Consider the following 18,580-nt stretch of genomic DNA (forward strand, 5'->3'; position numbering starts at 1 on the left):
CGCATCAAGAAGCCGGATATACGTCAGCAGTTGTGGCCGTCGATCCTGATCAAGCCAGTCGTTGCAATCGGGCGGGGTCCATATACGTCCACACATGGCCCATCTCGGACATTGGCACCTGGGCGCGGCATGGACAACCGTTCGCTAGAGTGTGATTGTTCCTTCCATCACGTCGACGCAACAGCCCCCGACCCGCACGGTAGGATGGTCACTCGCTTGCTTGTCCACTAGAACCTCGATCAAGCACGGCCGCCCCATATCGACGCCTTGTGCGACACGCACCGGTCTATTCCGGGGAAACTCTGCGCCTGCCAGGCAGGCCAGAACGACGGCGGCCGCCGTAGCACTACCAGTTGCTGGGTCTTCTGGGAGACCGTCCCATGGTGCGAACATGCGTGCCGATAGATTGATGTCATGTCCGTCGTTCGGCGCAACGTCGTGGGTATAGATGTAAATTGCGTCAGCCCCGTCCTTGGGAAGGTACCGCGCAAACGCGGCCGCGTTGGGCGTGGCGTTAGTCAATGCTGAGCGGGACCGAACCTCTGCGATCAGAAAGGGTAGCCCGACAGATGCGATGACCGGACCATGGCGCTCGACGCAAATATCTGTCGCATGAAGCCCGAGGCAATCAGCGATTGTGTCAGCCCCGAACTTCGATGAGACGGAAGGTGTTTGCGGGACCGTAAGCTCTGCGCGGACAACCGCCTCTTGGCTGCGAATAATGCGCGTCGCAACGAGTCCAGCGCGCTCTTCGAAATGAAGTACGTCCTTTTCGGCGTATTCAGGAAGCGAGGCCAATACAAAGGCTGTGCCGATATTTGGGTGACCGGCGAAGGGCACTTCAACGGTGGGCGTGAATATCCGCACCTCTGCCGTGTTATTGGGATCCTGCGGCGGACACACGAAGGCCGTCTCAGAGTAGTTGAACTCGCGTGCAATGGACTGCATCTGAGAGGTGGAGAGGGCCCCGGCTTCCAGCACCACAGCAAGGGGATTGCCGTGGAAACGAGTTCCTGTAAAGACGTCCACGGTCTTGAACGGCAGTCTCACGATTGGGCCTCCAGCCTCATATGTTCAGGAGACCGACAATATCGCTGCGGATCAAATGGCAGCAAGTGGGCCGGGGCGGCCGCCTGTGCTCCCGCCGTGAACGTCGGCCGCATCGGTTACGCGATAAATTTCTGGACAGTAATCCTGGGCGGATTGTTGTTCATGGCAAGCGCTGCTGTGAAGGCAGCGTGGTTCTATTTCCGCAAAAGGCAACGGGTCGCTTTAGGTTAAGTAAGCCGGCGAGGTCTGCAATTGGCCCTTCGCGACAGTTCGCGCGGCGCGGCTACATGTCCGAAGTTGGTGCTAGACCGGAAGCAACCGGCCGAGGTTTAAATCAGCGCTTTTGACCCAAAGCGGATATGTTCGTTCTGTCTCAAGGGCACCGCTGCAGCTTCAGTTCCTCCGATATCGGAGTGCGTCAACCAACACAGAGAACGCGGGCGACGGTTGACGGCGGCTTGGATAGTAGAGGTGATACCCTGGAAAGGGCGGGCACCATTCCGAGAGCACTCGAACCAGTCGGCCGCTTGCGAGATATGGCTGCACGTGGCCTTCTGTAAGATAGGCGAGGCCGAGGCCGTTCAACGAGGCTTTCAGTAGTGCATCCGCGCCGTTGAAGACGAGCTGTCCCTCAACCCGTACATTAAGATCTCGCCCATTTCGTGCGAACTCCCAGGCGTATAGGCTTCCTCCGTGCGTGGGCAGGCGCAGGTTGATGCAGTTTTGATCCGTCAGATCGCGAGGCGTGCGTGGCTTCTTGTGGTGCTCGAAGTAGGAGGGCGAGCCAACCACGGCCATGCGGAGGTCCGGACCGACCCGAACCGCGATCATGTCCTTCGCGACCATTTCGCCTGGCCGGATTCCAGCATCGTACTGTTGTGCCACGATGTTGGTCAGTCCGTAGTCGAAGACGACCTCGACCTTGATGTCCGGATATTTCGGAAGGAGTTTGGCCAAGGCCGGCATCAGGATCGCCTCGGCGGCATATTCGGTCGAGGTGATACGGATGGTTCCGGCCGGGTTTTCCCTCAGTTCGCCGAGCGCAGCGAGCGCGGCATCCATTTCTGTGAACTTGGGGCCGACGCTGGAGAATAGCCGCTCTCCGGCCTGAGTTGGCGTAACGCTCCGGGTCGTTCGGTTCAACAGCCGGACCCCGAGCCGCTCCTCCAGATTCCGAATGATTTGGCTGAGGGCCGATTGCGTCATGCCGAGCTTTGCCGCCGCACGGGTGAAGCTGCGTTCCCTGGCCACCGCCAAGAACGCGAGGAGATCGCTAGCGTCCTCTCGCTTCATTGATAAGCCTCCCTAATGACTACATTCGGAATCTATCACCTAATCTGCAGCGAGCTAAAGTCCTAGGTTGGGCGAGAGTGCCATCTCCGAAGGGCAAGTGACCATGGCAGAAGGAACCAACATGAGCGTCGCAACTATGCAAGGGCCGGTCGCGGTTTCCGGCGGCAAAGCGTTGTTGCCGATCATGGGGGTGGTCTTCGTCGCATTTCTCGTGATCGGCATCGCGATGCCGGTCCTTCCCCTCCACGTCCACGATGGTTTGGGCTTGGGTCCTTTCGCGGTCGGCCTCGTCGCCGGCAGTCAGTTTGCCGCTTCGCTCATCTCGCGACCATGGGCGGGCCATTTTTCGGACAGGCGCGGTGCTAAGCGCGGGGTGGTCATCGGCATGCTGGCGGCCGCGGTCTCCGGGCTGCTTTACCTGTCATCCGTAGCCTTTACAGATGCTCCGTTGACGTCGGTCATGATACTTCTGCTTGGCCGGGGACTGCTCGGAGCGGCGGAAAGCTTCATCATCACGGCTGCCGTGAGCTGGGGACTGGCGCTTGCCGACGCCCGCAGCACAGGCAAGGTCATCGCATGGATAGGGTCGGCGATGTTCGCCGCCTTCGCCATCGGCGCGCCGGCGGGAGCCGCTCTCTACGCTGCCTACGGCTTCCCGGCGATCGCGTTCGCCACCGCCGCAGCTCCGCTCGTTACCCTACTGCTCGTTTCGCCTCTTCCGTCGGTCGCCCCCGCACAGCACGCGCGGCTCTCATTCGCCAAGGTGGTGGGCGCGGTGTGGATACCGGGCCTTGGTTCAGCGCTCGGCAGCGTCGGCTTCGGCGCGGTCACCACATTCGTCGCCCTGCTGTTCGCGGCGCGCGGGTGGGCCAACGGATGGCTCGCCTACACGGCCTATGCAAGCGCCTTCATTCTGGCCCGCGTGTGCTTCAGCCATCTGGCCGATGCAATCGGCGGCGCGCCGGTCGCGCTGGTCTGTGCGCTGATCGAAGCCGCCGGTCTGGCGCTGATCTGGCTATCGATCCGACCCGAAACGGTCCTGATCGGTGCCGCGTTGACCGGTTTTGGCTTCTCCCTCGTCTATCCAGGTTTCGGGGTCGAGGCGGTGCGCCGGGTGCCGGCGCAAAGCCGCGGGTTGGCGATGGGGGCCTACACCGCTTTCCTGGACCTGGCCCAGGGACTTGCCAGTCCGGTTCTTGGACTGATCGCCACCGGCGCAAGGCTGAACGTCGTGTTTCTCGCCAGCTCTTTCACGGTGCTCTGCGCCGCGGTCATCGCATCGTGGCTCATCGCACACCCGACAGCCATAGAAGGATGCCCGCAATGAGACTGCTCGCAACGACGTTGTTTTCGTTCTGCCTGATCGTCTGCGGCGCCGCCGCCGCGGAGCAGACGATTGTAGAAGGAGCCAACCCCATGTCGAAATCGGAAGATCTTCGCGCCGTCGCCCCCGCGCTCGAGAACTACGCCCAAAAATACGTTCTGGGCGGTCTCTGGAAGCGTCCCGGTCTTTCGGCTCGGGACCGCGGCATAGTGACGGTGGCCGCACTCATCGCCCGCGACCAGACGGTCGAACTGCCGTTCTATCTGGGTCTCGCGCTCGACAACGGCGTGAAGCCCGCCGAGATATCCGAGATCATCACGCACCTGGCTTTCTACACGGGATGGGCGAACGCGATGGATGCCATCCCGGCGGCGAGGGACGTCTTCAAGAGCCGCAATATCGGGGCCGATCAGCTCCCGTCGGCCTCAGGTTCACAACTTCCGCTCGACGAGGCGGCGGAGGCGCAGCGCGGGGCGCGGGTAGATCAGCAATTCGGCCAGATCACGCCGAGCCTCGTCCTGTACACCACGGACGCGCTGTTCCGGGACCTCTGGCTGAGGCCGGGCCTCGCCCCCAGGGACCGGAGTCTTGTAACCGTGAGCGCTCTCGTCGCGACCGGGCAGGTTACCCAGATCACCTATCATCTGAACCGAGCGATGGACAACGGGTTGACCCGGGAAGAGGCCGGCGAGGTGCTCGGTCATCTCGCCTTCTACGCCGGCTGGCCCAACGCGTTCTCCGCGGCGCCCATCGTCAAGGAAGTCATCGAGAGGCGGCCTCGGTAGGGGATGCCGATGCATTCGCGACGAGGAGTGATCGCCGGCGGTGCAGCCGGACTGGCCATCCTGACCGTGGGCGGCAGGGCCACCGCCGAGAAATCGAACCCAGCAAGGAGTGGAATGATGGAGATCGATATCAAGCGAAACGGTTCGCGGCCTTCCGCGAAGGGCTCGTCGGACTGGTTCACCGGCTCGGTTCGTGTGGACCCGCTGTTTCAGGCGCCCGATCCGGCACGCGCCGGCGCCGGCCAGGTCACCTTCGAGCCTGGCGCCCGCACCGCATGGCATACGCATCCTCTCGGCCAGACGCTGATCATCACCTCGGGACTAGGATGGGTGCAGCGCGACGGCGGCTCCATCGAGGAGGTGCGGCCCGGCGATGTGGTGTGGTTTCCGCCGGGGCTGAAGCACTGGCATGGCGCGACGCCGACCACCGGAATGACCCACATTGCCATTCAGGAATCCCTCGGCGGCAAGAACGTCGACTGGATGGAGAAGGTCGCCGACGAGCAATACCGAAAGTGAAGCAAACGGAGGAGAGATGAACACAAAGCAGCTTTTCGGGGCATCTATGCTGGTTGCGGCATTGGGCGGTGGAGCTATCGCTCAGCAGGCGGATGGACAGTACGTGCAGGTGGCGGAGATCGAGATCGATCCCACGCAGCTGGACGCGTACAGGGCCGCAGTGCAGGAGCAGATCGACGCCGCCATTCGAAAGGAGCCGGGCGTGCTGGTGCTCTACGCGGTGTCCGAGAACGATAATCCGACCCATGTCAGGGTCTTCGAAATCTACCGCGACACGAATGCCTACGAAGCGCACCTCGGATCGGATCATTTCAAGAAATATAAGGCGACGACGGAAAAGATGGTGAAGTCGCTCAAGCTTGTGCAGACGGTGCCTATCATGCTGGGCGCACAATCGAAGTGAGCATTAATCCAAAGAGGGAAATGAGCATGAATAATCCATTCGCTATTGCGGCGGCGGCGATGGTAGCCGGAATTGGTATCGGTGGTTTCGGCGTCCATTCTCTAAAGGCGCAGGGAAACCTGCCAGTCTACATGATCGAGGACAACACGGTGCGAGACCCCGACGCATTCGCCAAGGAATTCGCGCCGTTGGCACGTGAGAGCCTCAAGATGTACGGAGGACGCTACCTGGGCGGTGGAAGTGGAGTTTCCATCGATGGCGATCCCCCGAAGGGACGGGTCGTCCTGGTCCGGTGGGAATCACGCGAGCAGATGACTAAGTGGAGGCATTCTCCGGAATATACCAGGGCACGCACCATCGGAGAAAGGCACGGCAGTTTTCGCATCTTTGCCGTGGATGGAGTGAATTAAAGCTCTACAAAGCACAGACTGGCGATAATTGTGGTGCGCTATCGTCTGCTATTGGCCGTCGCTGTTGACTCGAAGCAGACATTGCCGTCCGCTCGGGCGCGATTCCGCTACCTTGGCTTCGGCCAGGCCGCGCGTTCGGCGGAAGCGTTCTGGATGTCTGTGGACATGTCCTGCATCAAGATGCTCTGTTCTTCTACGGGCCGCTAAGCGCAGCAGCGCCACCCATGTATGCCTCTCTAGAGACGCCACGCTTCGCCGGAAGCGGACAGCGCGCCTGCTGAACCAAGGAGCCGCTGAAGATGCAGCCGCGTCGATCGAACTTTGCCGACCTCTCGTACTTCCTGGAGATCGCGAAACATCGCAATTTTCGGCGAGCTGCGCTCGAGCTTGAGATCAGCGCCTCGGCTCTGAGCCACGCGCTGCGCGGCCTCGAAGAGCGTCTCGGGCTCCGCCTCTTGAACCGGACGAGCCGCAGCGTGACGCTCACCGCCGCAGGCGAGGCTCTTCAGTCTGCGCTCGTTCGGCCATTCGATGAAATCAATAGTGCCCTCGATGTGCTCAACCGTTTCCGCGAAACGCCCAGGGGGCGAGTGCGGCTCAGCGTACCAACCGAGGCGGCCCAATTTCTCATCGGGCCGGTGATGGCCATGTTTCTCGAGCGATATCCCGAAATCGAAATCGAGTTCTCTGTGAACAATCGGATGATTGACGTGGTCGAAGGCGGCTTTGACGCTGGCATCAGGTACGGCGGCACCGTCCCGCAGGACATGATTGCCCAGCGCCTCTCCGCCGATGTCCGCTGGCTCGTCGTAGGGGCTCCATCCTATCTCGAACGGTACGGAGCACCGCTCCATCCCGATGATCTGCAGGCTCATCGCTGCGTGAGGATCCGGATCGGAGACGACAGCATCTATCGCTGGGAGTTCGAGCGCGGTGACGAGAAATTCGAGGTGAATGTTCAGGGCGGTTTGACCGTTGATCAGGGGCAGATCGGACTGGCCGCCGTGAAGGACGGCGCCGGACTGATGTACGTCGCAGACCCAATGGTTCGCGAATATCTTCGCGATGGCACGATGCGTACAGTGTTGGACGACTGGGCGCCGCTTGGTCCCGGATTTCACGCATACTACTCGAGCCGTCGCCAGGTCCCAGCGGCGCTGCGGCTCTTCATCGACCATGTCCGGGAGCTGCGGCCGCTGGGCCTTTGAACCGGCTCGTTCCGGATCGCTGAATGTGGCTCAATGAAGCGTCGGATCCGCTGGAGGCCTTATGGTCGCGGTGATCCGACGCTGGCAATCATCTGCCCCACCGTTGGCGACCCGTTCTATGACCTGAAGGGCTACCAAAGCACCTTCGATATCAGCGCTGCACAGTCTGTCTCCCCGCCGTCGCATACAGCGAATGGGGCTGGGCCCCAATTATCGGCATGGTCGCTCGCGGCGTTGGCCGCGTAGCCCGCCTCAGACCTACGCCGGCGTACATGAGAAATATTCATCGTCGCATCAATCTTGGGCGCATGAACTATCAAACGGTACGGGGATTGGCTTGCGTTATACGAATACACGCAACGAGATCTGGAGACGACATGGCAAACCCCGTCGAATCGGAAGTGTCGAGACGAGGCGTCTTGGTCGGCGGAACCGCTACGGCCATGATCGGAATATTTCCAGGCGGGCAAGCGCAAGCACAACCGGCAAGATCTGGCCCGGTGCGGCAGGATTTCGAGGTCTCGTTCGAAATCAACGGCAAGCCGTACAGCCTTCAATTGGACACGCGCACCACGCTCCTCGACGCGCTCCGCGAGCATATTCATCTCACCGGCTCGAAGAAGGGCTGCGACCATGGTCAGTGTGGAGCATGTACCGTGATCGTAAACGGAGTTCGCATCAACTCCTGCCTCACCCTCGCGGTCATGCACCAGGGCGATAAGATCACCACGATCGAAGGCCTCGGTACGCCCGAGCAACTGCACCCGATGCAGGCGGCGTTCGTCAAACATGACGGCTATCAGTGCGGCTATTGCACGCCGGGGCAGATCTGCTCTGCTGTCGCAGTGCTCGATGAGATCAAGGCTGGCGTTCCGAGCCATGTCAGCGCCGACCTGACGTCTCCGCCCGAGCTTACGAACATCGAGATGCGCGAACGCATGAGCGGCAACATCTGCCGCTGCGGCGCCTACTCCAACATCGCCGAGGCAATCGCCGAGGCCGCCGGGAGCAAGACATGAGGGCATTCACCTACGAACGCGTTACCTCGGCCCAAGAAGCTGCCGCCAAAGCAAAGGCGACGCCGGGCGCGAAGTTCATCGCCGGCGGCACCAATCTCCTCGACCTGATGAAGCTCGAGATCGAAACCCCGCAGCACCTGATCGACGTCAACGGGCTGAAGTTCGACAAGATCGAGAAGACCGAAGACGGTGGACTTCGCATCGGCGCCTTGGTGAGAAACACCGCTCTCGCCGCCGACATGCGCGTCAGGAGGGACTATGGCGTGCTCAGCCGCGCACTTCTCGCCGGCGCGTCCGGTCAGCTCCGCAACAAGGCGACGACGGCGGGCAATCTTCTCCAGCGCACGCGCTGTCCCTACTTTTACGACACCAACCAACCCTGCAACAAGAGAAACCCCGGGTCGGGCTGCGCGGCGATCGCGGGCTACAGCCGCCAACTGGGCGTGATCGGGGTGAGCGAGGCGTGCATCGCCACGAATCCCTCCGATATGGCGGTCGCCATGCGGGCGCTCGACGCCGAGGTGGAGACCATCGACGCCGCCGGACTGACGCGGAAGATACCCATTGCCGATTTCCACCGGCTACCCGGCGATACACCGAATGTCGAGACAACGCTTTCCTCGGGCGAGCTAATCACCGCGGTGACGCTGCCGCCTCCGCTCGGCGGAACACACATCTATAAGAAGGTCCGTGATCGTGCGTCTTACGCGTTCGCCCTGGTTTCTGTCGCTGCAGTACTGCAGCGCGACGGTACGGGACGTGTGGCGGTGGGCGGAGTGGCGCCCAAACCTTGGCGTATCGAAAAAGCGGAAGCCGAGCTGCGCGCAGGGGCGAAGCCGTTCTCCGCCCGGCTGCTTGCCGATGCGAAGCCCACCAAGGAGAACGCATTCAAGGTGCCGCTCGTTGAGCGGACGGTCGCCGCCGTCATGCACGAAGCGAGGCAGAAATGAAGTTCGATACACCCGCCCAGACCAACCCGATCGATCGCATGCGGGTAGTGGGGCGTGCGCACCCCCGCATCGATGGACCCTTGAAGACTACGGGAAAGGCGGCGTACGCATATGAGCATCACGACGTTGTGACCGATCCTGCTTACGGGGTTATCGTGGGCTCCGCAATCGGCAAGGGCCGTATCGCGAGGATGGACTTGACGGTGGCGGAGCGCGCGCCCGGGGTCATCGCCATCGTGACTGCTGAGAACGCCGGCAAGCTCGGCAAAGGAAAACACAACACGGCGAAGCTGCTCGGCGGCCCCGACATCGACCACTACCACCAGGCGGTCGCGGTGGTAGTGGCGACGACCTTCGAGCAGGCGACGGCGGCAGCCGCCTCGGTGCGCGTCGAATACGCGCAGTCGGAAGGAAGGTTCGATCTCGAAGAGGCGCTGAGGACTGCGCCCCTTGCGAAAGACCCGAACAGTCCCGAGAAGCAGGGACCTTCGGAAAGTCGCACCGGCGATTTCGAGCAGGCCTTCGCTCGAGCGCCGGTGAAGCTCGACGAGCTCTACACGACGCCCGACCAGAGCCATTCGATGATGGAGCCTCACGCTTCGATCGCAGCGTGGAACGGCGACAAGCTGACAATGTGGACGTCGAACCAGATGATAGACTGGGGCAGGACGGATCTCGCGACCACCCTCGGCATCCCCAAGGAGAACGTCCGCTTCGTGTCGCCATATGTGGGTGGCGGGTTCGGCTGCAAGCTGTTCCTGCGCTCCGACGCGGTGATGGCCGCGTTGGGAGCAAAAGCGGCTGGTCGTCCCGTCAAAGTCGCGCTGCCGCGGCCGTTCGTCCCCAACAACACGACGCATCGTCCCGCGACCCGGCAACGCATTCGGATCGGAGCCACCGCGGACGGAAACATCCTCGCCATCGCCCACGAAAGCGGCTCAGGCGATCTTCCCGACGGCCAGCCGGAGACGGCGACGAATCAGACGCGGCTACTCTACGCCGGCCCCAATCGTCTCACCTCGATGCGGCTTGCAGTCCTGGACTTGCCCGAAGGAAATGCGATGCGAGCCCCTGGCGAAGCGCCGGGGTTGATGGGGCTCGAGATCGCAATGGACGAACTGGCCGAGAAGCTTGGCATGGATCCCGTTGAGCTCCGCGTACGCAACGATACGCAGGTGGACCCCGAGAAGCCGGACCGTCCGTTCTCCCAACGCGACCTGGTGAGTTGTCTGCGCGAAGGCGCCGAGCGGTTCAGGTGGCAGCACCGGAGCGCGTCCCCCGGGGCAGTGCGGGACGGCAACTGGCTGGTCGGCATGGGCATGGCGGTCGCGTTTCGGAACAACATGAACATTCCTTCAGGCGCCCGTGTCCGTCTGGGACAAGACGGTCGTGTCACGGTTGAAACCGACATGACCGACATCGGGACCGGCAGTTACACGATCATCGCGCAGACCGCCGCCGAGATGATGGGCGTCGGCATTGAAAAGGTGTCAGTACGGCTCGGCGATTCCGCGTTCCCCGTCTCCTCCGGATCGGGAGGTCAGTTCGGCGCGAACAGTTCGACGTCTGGCGTGTACGCCGCATGCGTAAAGCTGCGGGAAGCGGTCGCGCAACGCCTCGGATTCAACTCAGCGGAGGCGACCTTCGTGGACGGTCAGGTGCTCGGCGGCAACCGCTCGGCCAAACTGACCGACGCCGTCCGCGACGGCGAACTCGTCGCCGAGGACAAGATTGAATGGGGAGGCCTCGACAAGAGCTACCAGCAGTCGACCTTCGGCGCCCATTTCGTCGAGGCGGCCGTCGACGGATTCACCGGCGAAATTCGCGTTCGTCGAATGCTCGCGGTCTGCGCAGCGGGCCGAATCCTGAATCCATTGACCGCCCGGAGCCAGGTGATTGGAGCGATGACCATGGGCGTAGGTGCCGCCTTGATGGAGGAACTCGCCGTCGACAAGCGCCGGGGCTTCTTCGTCAATCACGACCTCGCCGGCTATGAAGTGCCGGTTCACGCTGACATACCGCATCCGGAAGTGATCTTCCTGGATGAGGCGGACGACAAGGTCTCGCCGATGAAGGCAAAGGGCGTGGCCGAACTCGGAATTTGCGGCGTCGCCGCCGCCGTTGCCAATGCAGTGTACAATGCGACCGGCGTTCGCGTGCGAGATTACCCGGTCACCTTGGATAAACACCTCAATAGCCTGCCGGCCGTATCATGATTGGGCGCTGCCGATCTTCGACCGATGCTGCCGCTGGATCAAGATGGTTGAAGCTATAACGCCAATGGCTGAGCGTCGCGCCAGCAAACGCTGCTGCGACGTTGAATCGTATCGACCACAGCACGATTATTGGGAGCCGACATGCCTAACGTGAGGGATAATTTTGGCGGGAAGGTAGCCTTTGTGACGGGAGCAGGTGCGGGCATCGGCAGGGCGGCAGCGCTGGCGTTCGCGCGTGAAGGCGCCAGTGTCGTGATCGCAGATACCTCGGAAACGAATAATCAAGAAACCGCTCGGCTCGTCGAGCAATCCGGTGGACGGGCACTTGCCATCAGGTGCGACGTCTCCCGTGAGGAAGATGTCAGGGCCGCGCTGCAGAAGACAATCGAAGTATTCGGGCGCCTGGACTACGCCGTCAACAATGCCGGCATCGAACAGGCTGTCATGCCATTGGCCGATCTCACGGTAGAGCGGTGGGATCGATTGATCGAAGTCGATCTACGCGGCGTTTTCCTGTGTATGAGATCCGAGATCCCCTTGATCATGAAGCAGGGAGGCGGCGCGATCGTGAACATTTCCTCTGGGGCTGGGGTCAAGGGCATCCAAGGGCAGGCAGGGTACTGTGCAGCGAAATTCGGTGTCGTCGGTCTCTCCAAAGCGGCAGCACTCGACTACGCCAAGTCCAACATTCGTGTGAACGTCGTATGCCCCGGCATCATCGAAACGCCAATGATGGAACGCTTCAGTGGGGGCACACCAGAGGGAAGGGAGCGCGTGATCGCACAGGAACCTGTCGGACGGATGGGAAAACCCGAGGAAATCGCCGCTGCCGTCGTTTGGCTGTGCTCAGACGCGGCGGCATTTGTCGTGGGGCACGCAATGGTCATCGATGGTGGTCAGACAGCGTAGGACAGTGGATCGGGTCTGAGACCCACCTACAATTATCGGGGTGGCATCGGAAGAAAAAGGTCATGAACATCATACGCAGCGGCTCTCGGCCATCCGGCAAAGGGCCGGCATGGTTTACGGGCACCGTTCGGATCTACCCGCTCTTCAGCCCACCGGAGCCGGCGCGCGCGGCGGGCAATCTGGTGACGTTCGAACCTGGTGCGCGCACGGCCTGGCATACCCACCCACTTGGCCAAGCTCTGATCGTCTCGTCGGGTCTGGGCTGGGTGCAGCGGGAGGGCGGCCCTGTCGAAGAGATTGGACCGGGAGACGTTGTTTGGTTCGAGCCTGACGAGAAGCACTGGCACGGAGGCACCGCGAGCACGGCAATGAGCCACATCGCAATCCAGGAGGCTTTGAATGGAACGCCGGTCACATGTTTGGAGAAGGTCTCCGAAGAGCAATACCGAAAGTGAGATCAAAGAGCTTTCCATGAATACGCGTTGTCCGTCTCATGGCAATTGTCGGGCACTTCCAGCTGCAGGCGCCCCAGGGGCTCCGAATGCTTTGGAGCGGACATGATGATTTGGCCGCGACGCATGGTTCGTCGGCGAGTCACCGGGCAGGAGTTCGCGCAGGACAAGCCGTATCTGCTTCGTCGAAAGAAATCCTTCTTCGCGAACCCTGGTTCCAGTGACGGGAGGCGAAGGCCCACGGCTGTGTATGCGAAAGGATGAGCCATGAAGTTCGATAGGCTCGCAGCGCCCAATCCGATCGACCGGCTCAGGGTCGTCGGCAAACCGCATGATCGGGTCGAGGGACGGCTCAAGACGACGGGCACGGCCACTTACGCCTATGAGCATGATGGCGTCGCACGCGACGCCGCATACGGCTATGTCGTTGGTACAGCGATTTCCAAGGGGAAAATCAAGTCCATCGATACCACCGGTGCAAAGGTTGCCCCGGGTGTCATCGCCGTCATAACCCATGAGAACGCAGGACCGCTCGCAAAGGGCGAGTTCTATACTCAGTGCTTTCTGGCCGGCCCGGAAGTCGATCATTACCATCAAGTCGCGGCCTTGGTGGTCGCCGAAACCTTCGAGCAAGCACGGTCCGCCTCCTCTCTCGTTCGTATAGACTACCTCAAGAGCGACGGTTCGTTCGATCTCGAAGCTCAGAAGCGGACAGCGCCGGTTGCCAAGCAGGGCCCATATGGTGGGCCCACCGAAACAGCAGTCGGGGACTTCGCTGGTGCTTTCGCTGCTTCCGGGGTCAAGCTTGACGAGACCTACACGACGCCCAACCAGGCGCACGCCATGATGGAGCCGCACGCGACGTTGGCGATATGGGAGGGTGACAAGCTGACCTGCTGGACATCGATCCAGCAGATGAACTGGGGCACACGCGATCTAGCCAAGACCTTGGGCATTCCAAAAGAAAACGTCAGGCTCATATCACCGTACATCGGCGGCGGATTTGGCGGGAAGGGCACCGCTCAGTCCGACCTTGTCATGGCAGCGCTGGGAGCGCGCGCAGCCCGCAGGCCCGTCAAGCTGGCACTCCAGCGGCCGTTGATGTTCAACAACCTGATCCATCGTCCAGCGACCATCCAGCGCATTCGGATTGGCGCAACTTCGGACGGCAAGATCATCGCGATCGGCCACGAAAGCCTCTCGGGCAACCTGCGAGGTGGTCGGACCGAACCGACGACACTGTCGACTCGGGCGCTTTACGCCGGCGCCAACCGAATGACCCGTGTACGTCTGGCTGTACTAGATCTGGCTGAAGGAAACGCGATGCGAGCACCGGGCGAAGCACCCGGTATGATGGCACTCGAGATCGCGATGGACGAAATGGCGGAGAAGCTGGGGATGGATCCGGTCCGGTTCCGGATCCTGAACGACACCCAAGTCGACCCGGAGAAGCCTGAACGACCATTCTCGTCGCGTCGCTTTGTCGAGTGTCTAGAGACCGGAGCGGGTAAATTCGGCTGGAGTAACCGAAACGCTACGCCCGGAAAGGTGCGCGATGGCCGTTGGTTCGTCGGCATGGGAATGGCGGCGGCGATCCGAGGGGCGCCGATCAGCAAGTCAGGCGCACGTGTGCGGCTCGACAGCGGCGGCGTGGTGACAGTGGAAACGGACATGACCGATATCGGCACCGGCAGCTATACGATCGTCGCGCAGACAGCCGCCGAAATGATGGGCGTATCGATCGACAAGGTAGTCGCCAAGCTCGGCGATTCCACGTTTCCAGAGACGCCCGGATCGGGCGGTCAGCAGGGCGCGCCTTCGGTCACCGCGGGAGTCTACGCGGCGTGCGCCAAGTTGCGCGAAGCCGTCGCGCAAAAGCTCGGCTTCAACTCGGTGGATGTCGTGTTCGCAGACGGGGAGGTGCGGTCCGGCAACCGGGCGGTGCCGCTCGGGACGGCCGCGCAGTCAGGTGACATCCTCGTCGAGGATTTCATGGAATACGGCGACCTGGCGAAGCGGTTTGCACAGCAGACTTTCGGTGCACATTTCGCCGAGGTGGCAGTCGATTCCTTCACCGGCGAGATCCGGGTCAGGCGCATGCTTGCGGTTTGCGCGGCTGGCCGCATTCTCAATCCCAAGACGGCCAGGAGTCAGGTGATCGGCGGCATGACAATGGGAATAGGTGCCGCACTGATGGAGGAGATGGTCGTCGACACCCGTTTCGGCTTCTTTGTGAATCATGATCTTGCCGGGTACGAGGTGCCGGTCCATGCGGATGTTCCACACCTGGACGTGATCTTCATCGACGAATTAGATCCAACGATGTCTCCGCTACAGGCAAAGGGTGTCGGCGAACTCGGCTTGACCGGTGTCGCGGCCGCGGTGGCCAACGCCATCTACAACGCGACCGGCGTGCGGGTCCGCGAGTATCCTATCACCCTCGACAAGTTCCTTGCCGCATTGCCAGATGTAACGTGAAACGGAGCACAACCGGATCCCCTCGGTTAAACGGGGCGCCTTGTGTTATGCGGCATTCATGAGCGCACGGTCTGGCCTGTAGAGAAACGCGAACCGAGCGGAGAAGCGGTCGATGATCGCAAGAACACCCACATGCCCGTAAAAATATTGGTGGCGGTCATCTTCGTCCTCGGACTGACAGGAACACTCATGGCACAGGAACGCATCCAAATGTCCTCTGAATGGGGCGAGATGACTGCCGAATTGGCCGACAACGAAGCGGCCAGATCGCTCCTCCGCATGTTGCCGGTCGCAATCCAAATGCGTGATCACCTGCGTCAGGAAAAGACCGGCAATCTGCCTTTCCCTCTAGTCGAAGTCGCGCGGCAAACGCATTTCTCAAGGGGGACGCTCGGGCTTTGGACTTCGGATCATTTTGTTATCTACTACAGAGACGGCCAAGTCCCGCAGCCCGGCATCATCATCCTTGGACAAGCGATTGGAGATGCTTCGATCTTTGATCGACCTGGACCCGTCACTGTGCGTATCGAGCGTGCGCAATGAACACCCTCGTGACGCGCGGCGGGAGCCCGAATATGACCAGCTGTATTTGTCCGTCTTTTCATGCCGTCGTTGTGTCGGACGCTCCCTCCGAGGGCCACAACTGCCCTCCGGTTGAGCCGATGTCGGCTCCTGGGCCCGATGCCGACCTTCGCTCGGAAAGCCGAAATGTCTGCTTCTGGGAGATGAGCCGATCAACGCGAAGTAACCTGCCAAGGGCAGCTTGTGACTCGAAGCCGACCTCGGCAAGGCTCCGACTGAGGTCCGCAGCGGACCCTCAGTGAACATGGGCAGCTAAGGCCATCCCCAACACTGCCCATAAGCTTAACCCGATCAATTGCACTCCTTGGCCGTTAGCCGTAGGCTACCCAGCGGGCGAGACCGGCGGAAAGCCATGGTTGTCGAGACGCGCTATGTGACCAGCGGCGAGGTCTTCGTCGCCTACCAAATATCCGGACAGGAAGGTCCGGATTTGCTCATGACGCCCGGCTTTGTTTCGCATCTCGAGCAGTCGTGGGAGAATCCCAACGCCGCGCGCTTCCTTAACGACCTCGGCTCGTTTTGCCGACTGATCCGATTCGACAAACGCGGCACGGGTCTTAGCGATCGTGGCGTTGGTGTCCCGCATCTCGATGAAAGGATCGACGATATCCGCGCCGTGCTTGACGTCTCAGGTACTAAGAAGGCCTACTTGTTCGGCGTCTCGGAGGGCGGGCCGATGTCGATCCTGTTCGCGGCGACCTATCCCGAACGTGTCGCGGGCCTCATCCTGTTTGGTACGTATGCGCGCACGGTGGGCGCCTCCATTCCATTTGACGATTTCGCGGGATTCGAGCGCGATATCCGGTCCAGCTGGGGGACCGGCAAAAGTCTACCCAGTTTCTCTCCATCGGCAGCCGCAGTTGCCGGGGCCATGGAGCGCTTCGCCAAGTTCGAGCGCTCGGCGGCCAGCCCGTCTGATGTTATCAACCTGATGCGTATGAACCGCGAGATCGACGTAACGGCCATCCTGCCGTCGATTCAGGTTCCTACCCTAGTCATGCATCGGCGCGACGATGTACGCATTCGTGCACTCGCCGGGCGCGAGCTTGGAAAGAGAATTCCTCACGCGCGCTACATCGAACTCCCGGGTAACGATCACCTCGCATGGTCCGGAGATCAGGACCGGATTGTCGAGGAGATTAGACAATTCATGGGTGTTTCGGCTACTTCCGTCGACGTTGACCGCGTCCTCTCGACTGTGCTGTTTACCGACATCGTTGATTCGACAAAGAGAGCATCGTTGGTGGGCGACAGGCAATGGCGTTCAGTTCTGGAAGCGCATCATGCGGCAGTGCGTTCGGAACTGGAGCGGCATCGCGGTCGCGAAGTTAAGACTACAGGCGACGGATTTCTGGCCCTCTTCGATGGCCCGGCGCGCGCTGTTCGCTGCGCCCAGAGGATCATCAGCGCGGTGCGGCCGCTCGATCTCGAAGTGCGGGCCGGCGTCCATACTGGTGAGATTGAAATGATGGGCGACGATGTGGGCGGCATTGCTGTGCACATCGCAGCACGAGTAGCTCAGCATGCGAAAGCGAGCGAAGTTCTGGCCTCAAGCACTGTACGAGACCTAGTGGCAGGTGCTGGCCTCAAGTTCGTCGATCAGGGACCGGCCGAGCTTAAGGGGCTTGCCGAGCCGATGCGCCTATTCGCAGCGGTCACCTGAATTTAATCCGGGGTCGCCGACTGGGCCTTAAAAAGCTGAGCAGCTTTCACCCGATGTCCAATTGTGGCCCGTCGGCGACGTTCGCTTACAGGGCCGCTATGTCTGCCTTGAGGAGATAAGCCGACCCCAGGTCAAGTCGGCTCGAAAGTCAGCCTGTGACCCGGAGCTGACGTCAGCGGACTCGTCACGACCGGCTAAGCACACGGCCACACAACATGCTGATCTCAGCCGAGATCGTCTCAAAGTCACAGGGTTTCTCAAATCGCCGCACGTCCCTGAAGCGGTGGGGAATAGCATCAGCACCGTATCCGGTTACAAAGATGAATGGCTTGCCGAGGCGCTTCAATTCCTCCGCGATCGGGTAGGCTAAACATCCGCGCAGGTTTATATCGATCAGGGCAAGGTCAAACGAACCGGTTTCGATTGACATCGCATAGCTAAGTTCGGCGACCGGGCCGATCACTTTGCAGCCAAGTAACCGAAGCGCCTTCGCGAGGTCATCTGCCAGGAAGTATTCATCCTCAATGATCAGAACGCGGCAGCCCTCTATTGAACGTGCTACGTGGGATGTCATGATCTCGCCTCCTGACGCGACCCTCCTTCTGACAAACGCGAACTGGCGGTTCCGGGTTCCGCTCGACAGCTTCATGTACGTCGCCTCAGTGGGCGACCTCCTAAAAGAGGCGTCCGCTCGTGGCGGTCGGTTGGCGCACTGCAACGCCAGGTCCTAAGCTGAGTCAGGCGCGCCCTAATTTGCCATTGTGTATCGTTTGATACGTCGCGCTTGGATCTGCCTTGCTACTGTTTCTCGAACTATGCGGAGCGGGCATGGACCAGCAAAAGGAAGCACTTGGGCACTTCGAACACCCGGACTGTGCGAATTGCCGCATCTAGCCCCGTGCTGGGGCCGTTTGTTTGTCATGCCCGGAAGTGAGGTTGGGACAATGCTACGAATGGTAGTTGTCCGGGATACCCCAGCATCACATTACCTCCGTTGTGGCTTTTGCCGGGGCTGGCATTTCATCCCGAACAAGATTTCAACCGGCAAGGGGTCGCTGAATGGCGACCCCTTCTGATTCCGAAGCGTTAGAGTGAACGAGGACAGTTCGGCTTCGTCAGGTATCACCCATCGCCTATCAGCCGACGCGGCGGCCTTGTTCACGAGCGAATGCAATGCATCGGTTAATCTGGCTGGCAAGGCCCGAAGCCGATATCGCCGGCCACATTGAGGGATGGCTTAACTCGCGCGGATTGCAACCACCGAAATAAGGCGTATGATTCTGGCTGATTTGCAAGCTAAGGGAGGTGCATTTTGGCAG

18 protein-coding genes are annotated in these 18,580 nt (G+C 61.0%); 14 read left to right on the forward strand and 4 right to left on the reverse strand.

Annotated features, from left to right (window positions below; translation table 11 throughout):
• Positions 1 to 144: 144 nt before the first annotated feature.
• Both IVB32_RS03025 and IVB32_RS03030 read right to left on the reverse strand, forming a co-directional pair.
• Positions 145 to 1,050 (reverse strand): PhzF family phenazine biosynthesis protein, encoded by a 906-nt coding sequence (locus IVB32_RS03025; protein ID WP_247372762.1) that lies wholly within the window; start codon positions 1,048 to 1,050, stop codon positions 145 to 147.
• Between the two features lie 393 nt (positions 1,051 to 1,443).
• Positions 1,444 to 2,343, reverse strand: coding sequence for a LysR family transcriptional regulator (locus tag IVB32_RS03030; protein ID WP_247372765.1), 900 nt, complete (start codon positions 2,341 to 2,343; stop codon positions 1,444 to 1,446).
• Between the two features lie 121 nt (positions 2,344 to 2,464).
• On the opposite strand from IVB32_RS03030, the gene IVB32_RS03035 reads away from it, so the two are divergent.
• The 14 genes from IVB32_RS03035 (at position 2,465) to IVB32_RS03100 (ending at position 17,261) form a co-directional block, all read left to right on the forward strand.
• Positions 2,465 to 3,670: an arabinose transporter gene (locus IVB32_RS03035; RefSeq protein ID WP_247372767.1), complete on the forward strand. Its 1,206-nt coding sequence runs from the start codon at positions 2,465 to 2,467 to the stop codon at positions 3,668 to 3,670.
• An 89-nt stretch (positions 3,671 to 3,759) separates the two neighbouring features.
• Positions 3,760 to 4,452 (forward strand): carboxymuconolactone decarboxylase family protein, encoded by a 693-nt coding sequence (locus IVB32_RS03040; protein ID WP_346348219.1) that lies wholly within the window; start codon positions 3,760 to 3,762, stop codon positions 4,450 to 4,452.
• Positions 4,453 to 4,575: 123 nt separating this feature from the next.
• Positions 4,576 to 4,971 (forward strand): cupin domain-containing protein, encoded by a 396-nt coding sequence (locus IVB32_RS03045; RefSeq protein ID WP_247372796.1) that lies wholly within the window; start codon positions 4,576 to 4,578, stop codon positions 4,969 to 4,971.
• Positions 4,972 to 4,987: 16 nt separating this feature from the next.
• Complete coding sequence (locus tag IVB32_RS03050) at positions 4,988 to 5,374, forward strand: putative quinol monooxygenase (protein WP_247372771.1); 387 nt, start codon at positions 4,988 to 4,990, stop codon at positions 5,372 to 5,374.
• A 26-nt stretch (positions 5,375 to 5,400) separates the two neighbouring features.
• On the forward strand, positions 5,401 to 5,784 hold the full coding sequence (locus IVB32_RS03055; protein WP_247372773.1) for a DUF1330 domain-containing protein: 384 nt from the start codon (positions 5,401 to 5,403) through the stop codon (positions 5,782 to 5,784).
• Between the two features lie 299 nt (positions 5,785 to 6,083).
• Complete coding sequence (locus IVB32_RS03060; protein ID WP_247372775.1) at positions 6,084 to 6,992, forward strand: LysR family transcriptional regulator; 909 nt, start codon at positions 6,084 to 6,086, stop codon at positions 6,990 to 6,992.
• A gap of 377 nt (positions 6,993 to 7,369) precedes the next feature.
• Positions 7,370 to 8,011: an aldehyde dehydrogenase iron-sulfur subunit PaoA gene (paoA, locus tag IVB32_RS03065; RefSeq protein ID WP_247372798.1), complete on the forward strand. Its 642-nt coding sequence runs from the start codon at positions 7,370 to 7,372 to the stop codon at positions 8,009 to 8,011.
• Entirely contained in the window at positions 8,008 to 8,961 is a 954-nt protein-coding gene (locus tag IVB32_RS03070; protein ID WP_247372777.1) for a xanthine dehydrogenase family protein subunit M, read from the forward strand. The genes paoA and IVB32_RS03070 overlap by 4 nt, the downstream gene beginning before the upstream one ends.
• Positions 8,958 to 11,177 (forward strand): aldehyde oxidoreductase molybdenum-binding subunit PaoC, encoded by a 2,220-nt coding sequence (gene paoC, locus IVB32_RS03075; protein WP_247372779.1) that lies wholly within the window; start codon positions 8,958 to 8,960, stop codon positions 11,175 to 11,177. Before IVB32_RS03070 ends, paoC (IVB32_RS03075) begins: the two co-directional genes overlap by 4 nt.
• A gap of 141 nt (positions 11,178 to 11,318) precedes the next feature.
• Entirely contained in the window at positions 11,319 to 12,086 is a 768-nt protein-coding gene (locus IVB32_RS03080) for an SDR family oxidoreductase (RefSeq protein WP_247372781.1), read from the forward strand.
• 62 nt (positions 12,087 to 12,148) lie between these two features.
• A complete protein-coding gene (locus tag IVB32_RS03085; protein ID WP_247372783.1) occupies positions 12,149 to 12,541 on the forward strand; it encodes a cupin domain-containing protein in 393 nt (130 codons plus the stop codon).
• Between the two features lie 264 nt (positions 12,542 to 12,805).
• Positions 12,806 to 15,016 carry an aldehyde oxidoreductase molybdenum-binding subunit PaoC gene (gene paoC / locus IVB32_RS03090; protein WP_247372785.1) on the forward strand — a complete coding sequence of 737 codons (2,211 nt, stop codon included), beginning with the start codon at positions 12,806 to 12,808 and terminating at the stop codon, positions 15,014 to 15,016.
• Positions 15,017 to 15,058: 42 nt separating this feature from the next.
• Entirely contained in the window at positions 15,059 to 15,559 is a 501-nt protein-coding gene (locus tag IVB32_RS03095) for a cyclophilin-like fold protein (RefSeq protein WP_247409734.1), read from the forward strand.
• A gap of 391 nt (positions 15,560 to 15,950) precedes the next feature.
• Positions 15,951 to 17,261 carry an adenylate/guanylate cyclase domain-containing protein gene (locus IVB32_RS03100; protein ID WP_247372790.1) on the forward strand — a complete coding sequence of 437 codons (1,311 nt, stop codon included), beginning with the start codon at positions 15,951 to 15,953 and terminating at the stop codon, positions 17,259 to 17,261.
• Between the two features lie 184 nt (positions 17,262 to 17,445).
• Here the strand turns inward: IVB32_RS03100 and IVB32_RS03105 are convergent, their stop codons facing one another.
• Complete coding sequence (locus tag IVB32_RS03105; protein ID WP_247372792.1) at positions 17,446 to 17,835, reverse strand: response regulator; 390 nt, start codon at positions 17,833 to 17,835, stop codon at positions 17,446 to 17,448.
• A gap of 562 nt (positions 17,836 to 18,397) precedes the next feature.
• On the reverse strand, positions 18,398 to 18,580 hold a 183-nt coding region (locus IVB32_RS03110; protein WP_247409737.1), incomplete at its 5' end, for a hypothetical protein.

This window comes from Bradyrhizobium sp. 23, from assembly GCF_023073295.1.
GTDB classification, from domain to species: Bacteria; Pseudomonadota; Alphaproteobacteria; order Rhizobiales; family Xanthobacteraceae; genus Bradyrhizobium; species Bradyrhizobium canariense_D.

What these genes read in the sequence shown, in the direction of transcription:
- IVB32_RS03085 (WP_247372783.1), top strand. Translation starts at nt 12,149, where the DNA reads ATGAACATCATACGCAGCGGCTCTCGGCCATCCGGCAAAGGGCCGGCA.
- paoA (WP_247372798.1), top strand. Translation starts at nt 7,370, where the DNA reads ATGGCAAACCCCGTCGAATCGGAAGTGTCGAGACGAGGCGTCTTGGTC.
- IVB32_RS03100 (WP_247372790.1), top strand. Translation starts at nt 15,951, where the DNA reads ATGGTTGTCGAGACGCGCTATGTGACCAGCGGCGAGGTCTTCGTCGCC.
- IVB32_RS03055 (WP_247372773.1), top strand. Translation starts at nt 5,401, where the DNA reads ATGAATAATCCATTCGCTATTGCGGCGGCGGCGATGGTAGCCGGAATT.
- IVB32_RS03040 (WP_346348219.1), top strand. Translation starts at nt 3,760, where the DNA reads ATGTCGAAATCGGAAGATCTTCGCGCCGTCGCCCCCGCGCTCGAGAAC.
- IVB32_RS03080 (WP_247372781.1), top strand. Translation starts at nt 11,319, where the DNA reads ATGCCTAACGTGAGGGATAATTTTGGCGGGAAGGTAGCCTTTGTGACG.
- paoC (WP_247372785.1), top strand. Translation starts at nt 12,806, where the DNA reads ATGAAGTTCGATAGGCTCGCAGCGCCCAATCCGATCGACCGGCTCAGG.
- IVB32_RS03070 (WP_247372777.1), top strand. Translation starts at nt 8,008, where the DNA reads ATGAGGGCATTCACCTACGAACGCGTTACCTCGGCCCAAGAAGCTGCC.
- IVB32_RS03050 (WP_247372771.1), top strand. Translation starts at nt 4,988, where the DNA reads ATGAACACAAAGCAGCTTTTCGGGGCATCTATGCTGGTTGCGGCATTG.
- IVB32_RS03105 (WP_247372792.1), bottom strand. Translation starts at nt 17,835, where the DNA reads ATGACATCCCACGTAGCACGTTCAATAGAGGGCTGCCGCGTTCTGATC.
- IVB32_RS03060 (WP_247372775.1), top strand. Translation starts at nt 6,084, where the DNA reads ATGCAGCCGCGTCGATCGAACTTTGCCGACCTCTCGTACTTCCTGGAG.
- paoC (WP_247372779.1), top strand. Translation starts at nt 8,958, where the DNA reads ATGAAGTTCGATACACCCGCCCAGACCAACCCGATCGATCGCATGCGG.
- IVB32_RS03030 (WP_247372765.1), bottom strand. Translation starts at nt 2,343, where the DNA reads ATGAAGCGAGAGGACGCTAGCGATCTCCTCGCGTTCTTGGCGGTGGCC.
- IVB32_RS03035 (WP_247372767.1), top strand. Translation starts at nt 2,465, where the DNA reads ATGAGCGTCGCAACTATGCAAGGGCCGGTCGCGGTTTCCGGCGGCAAA.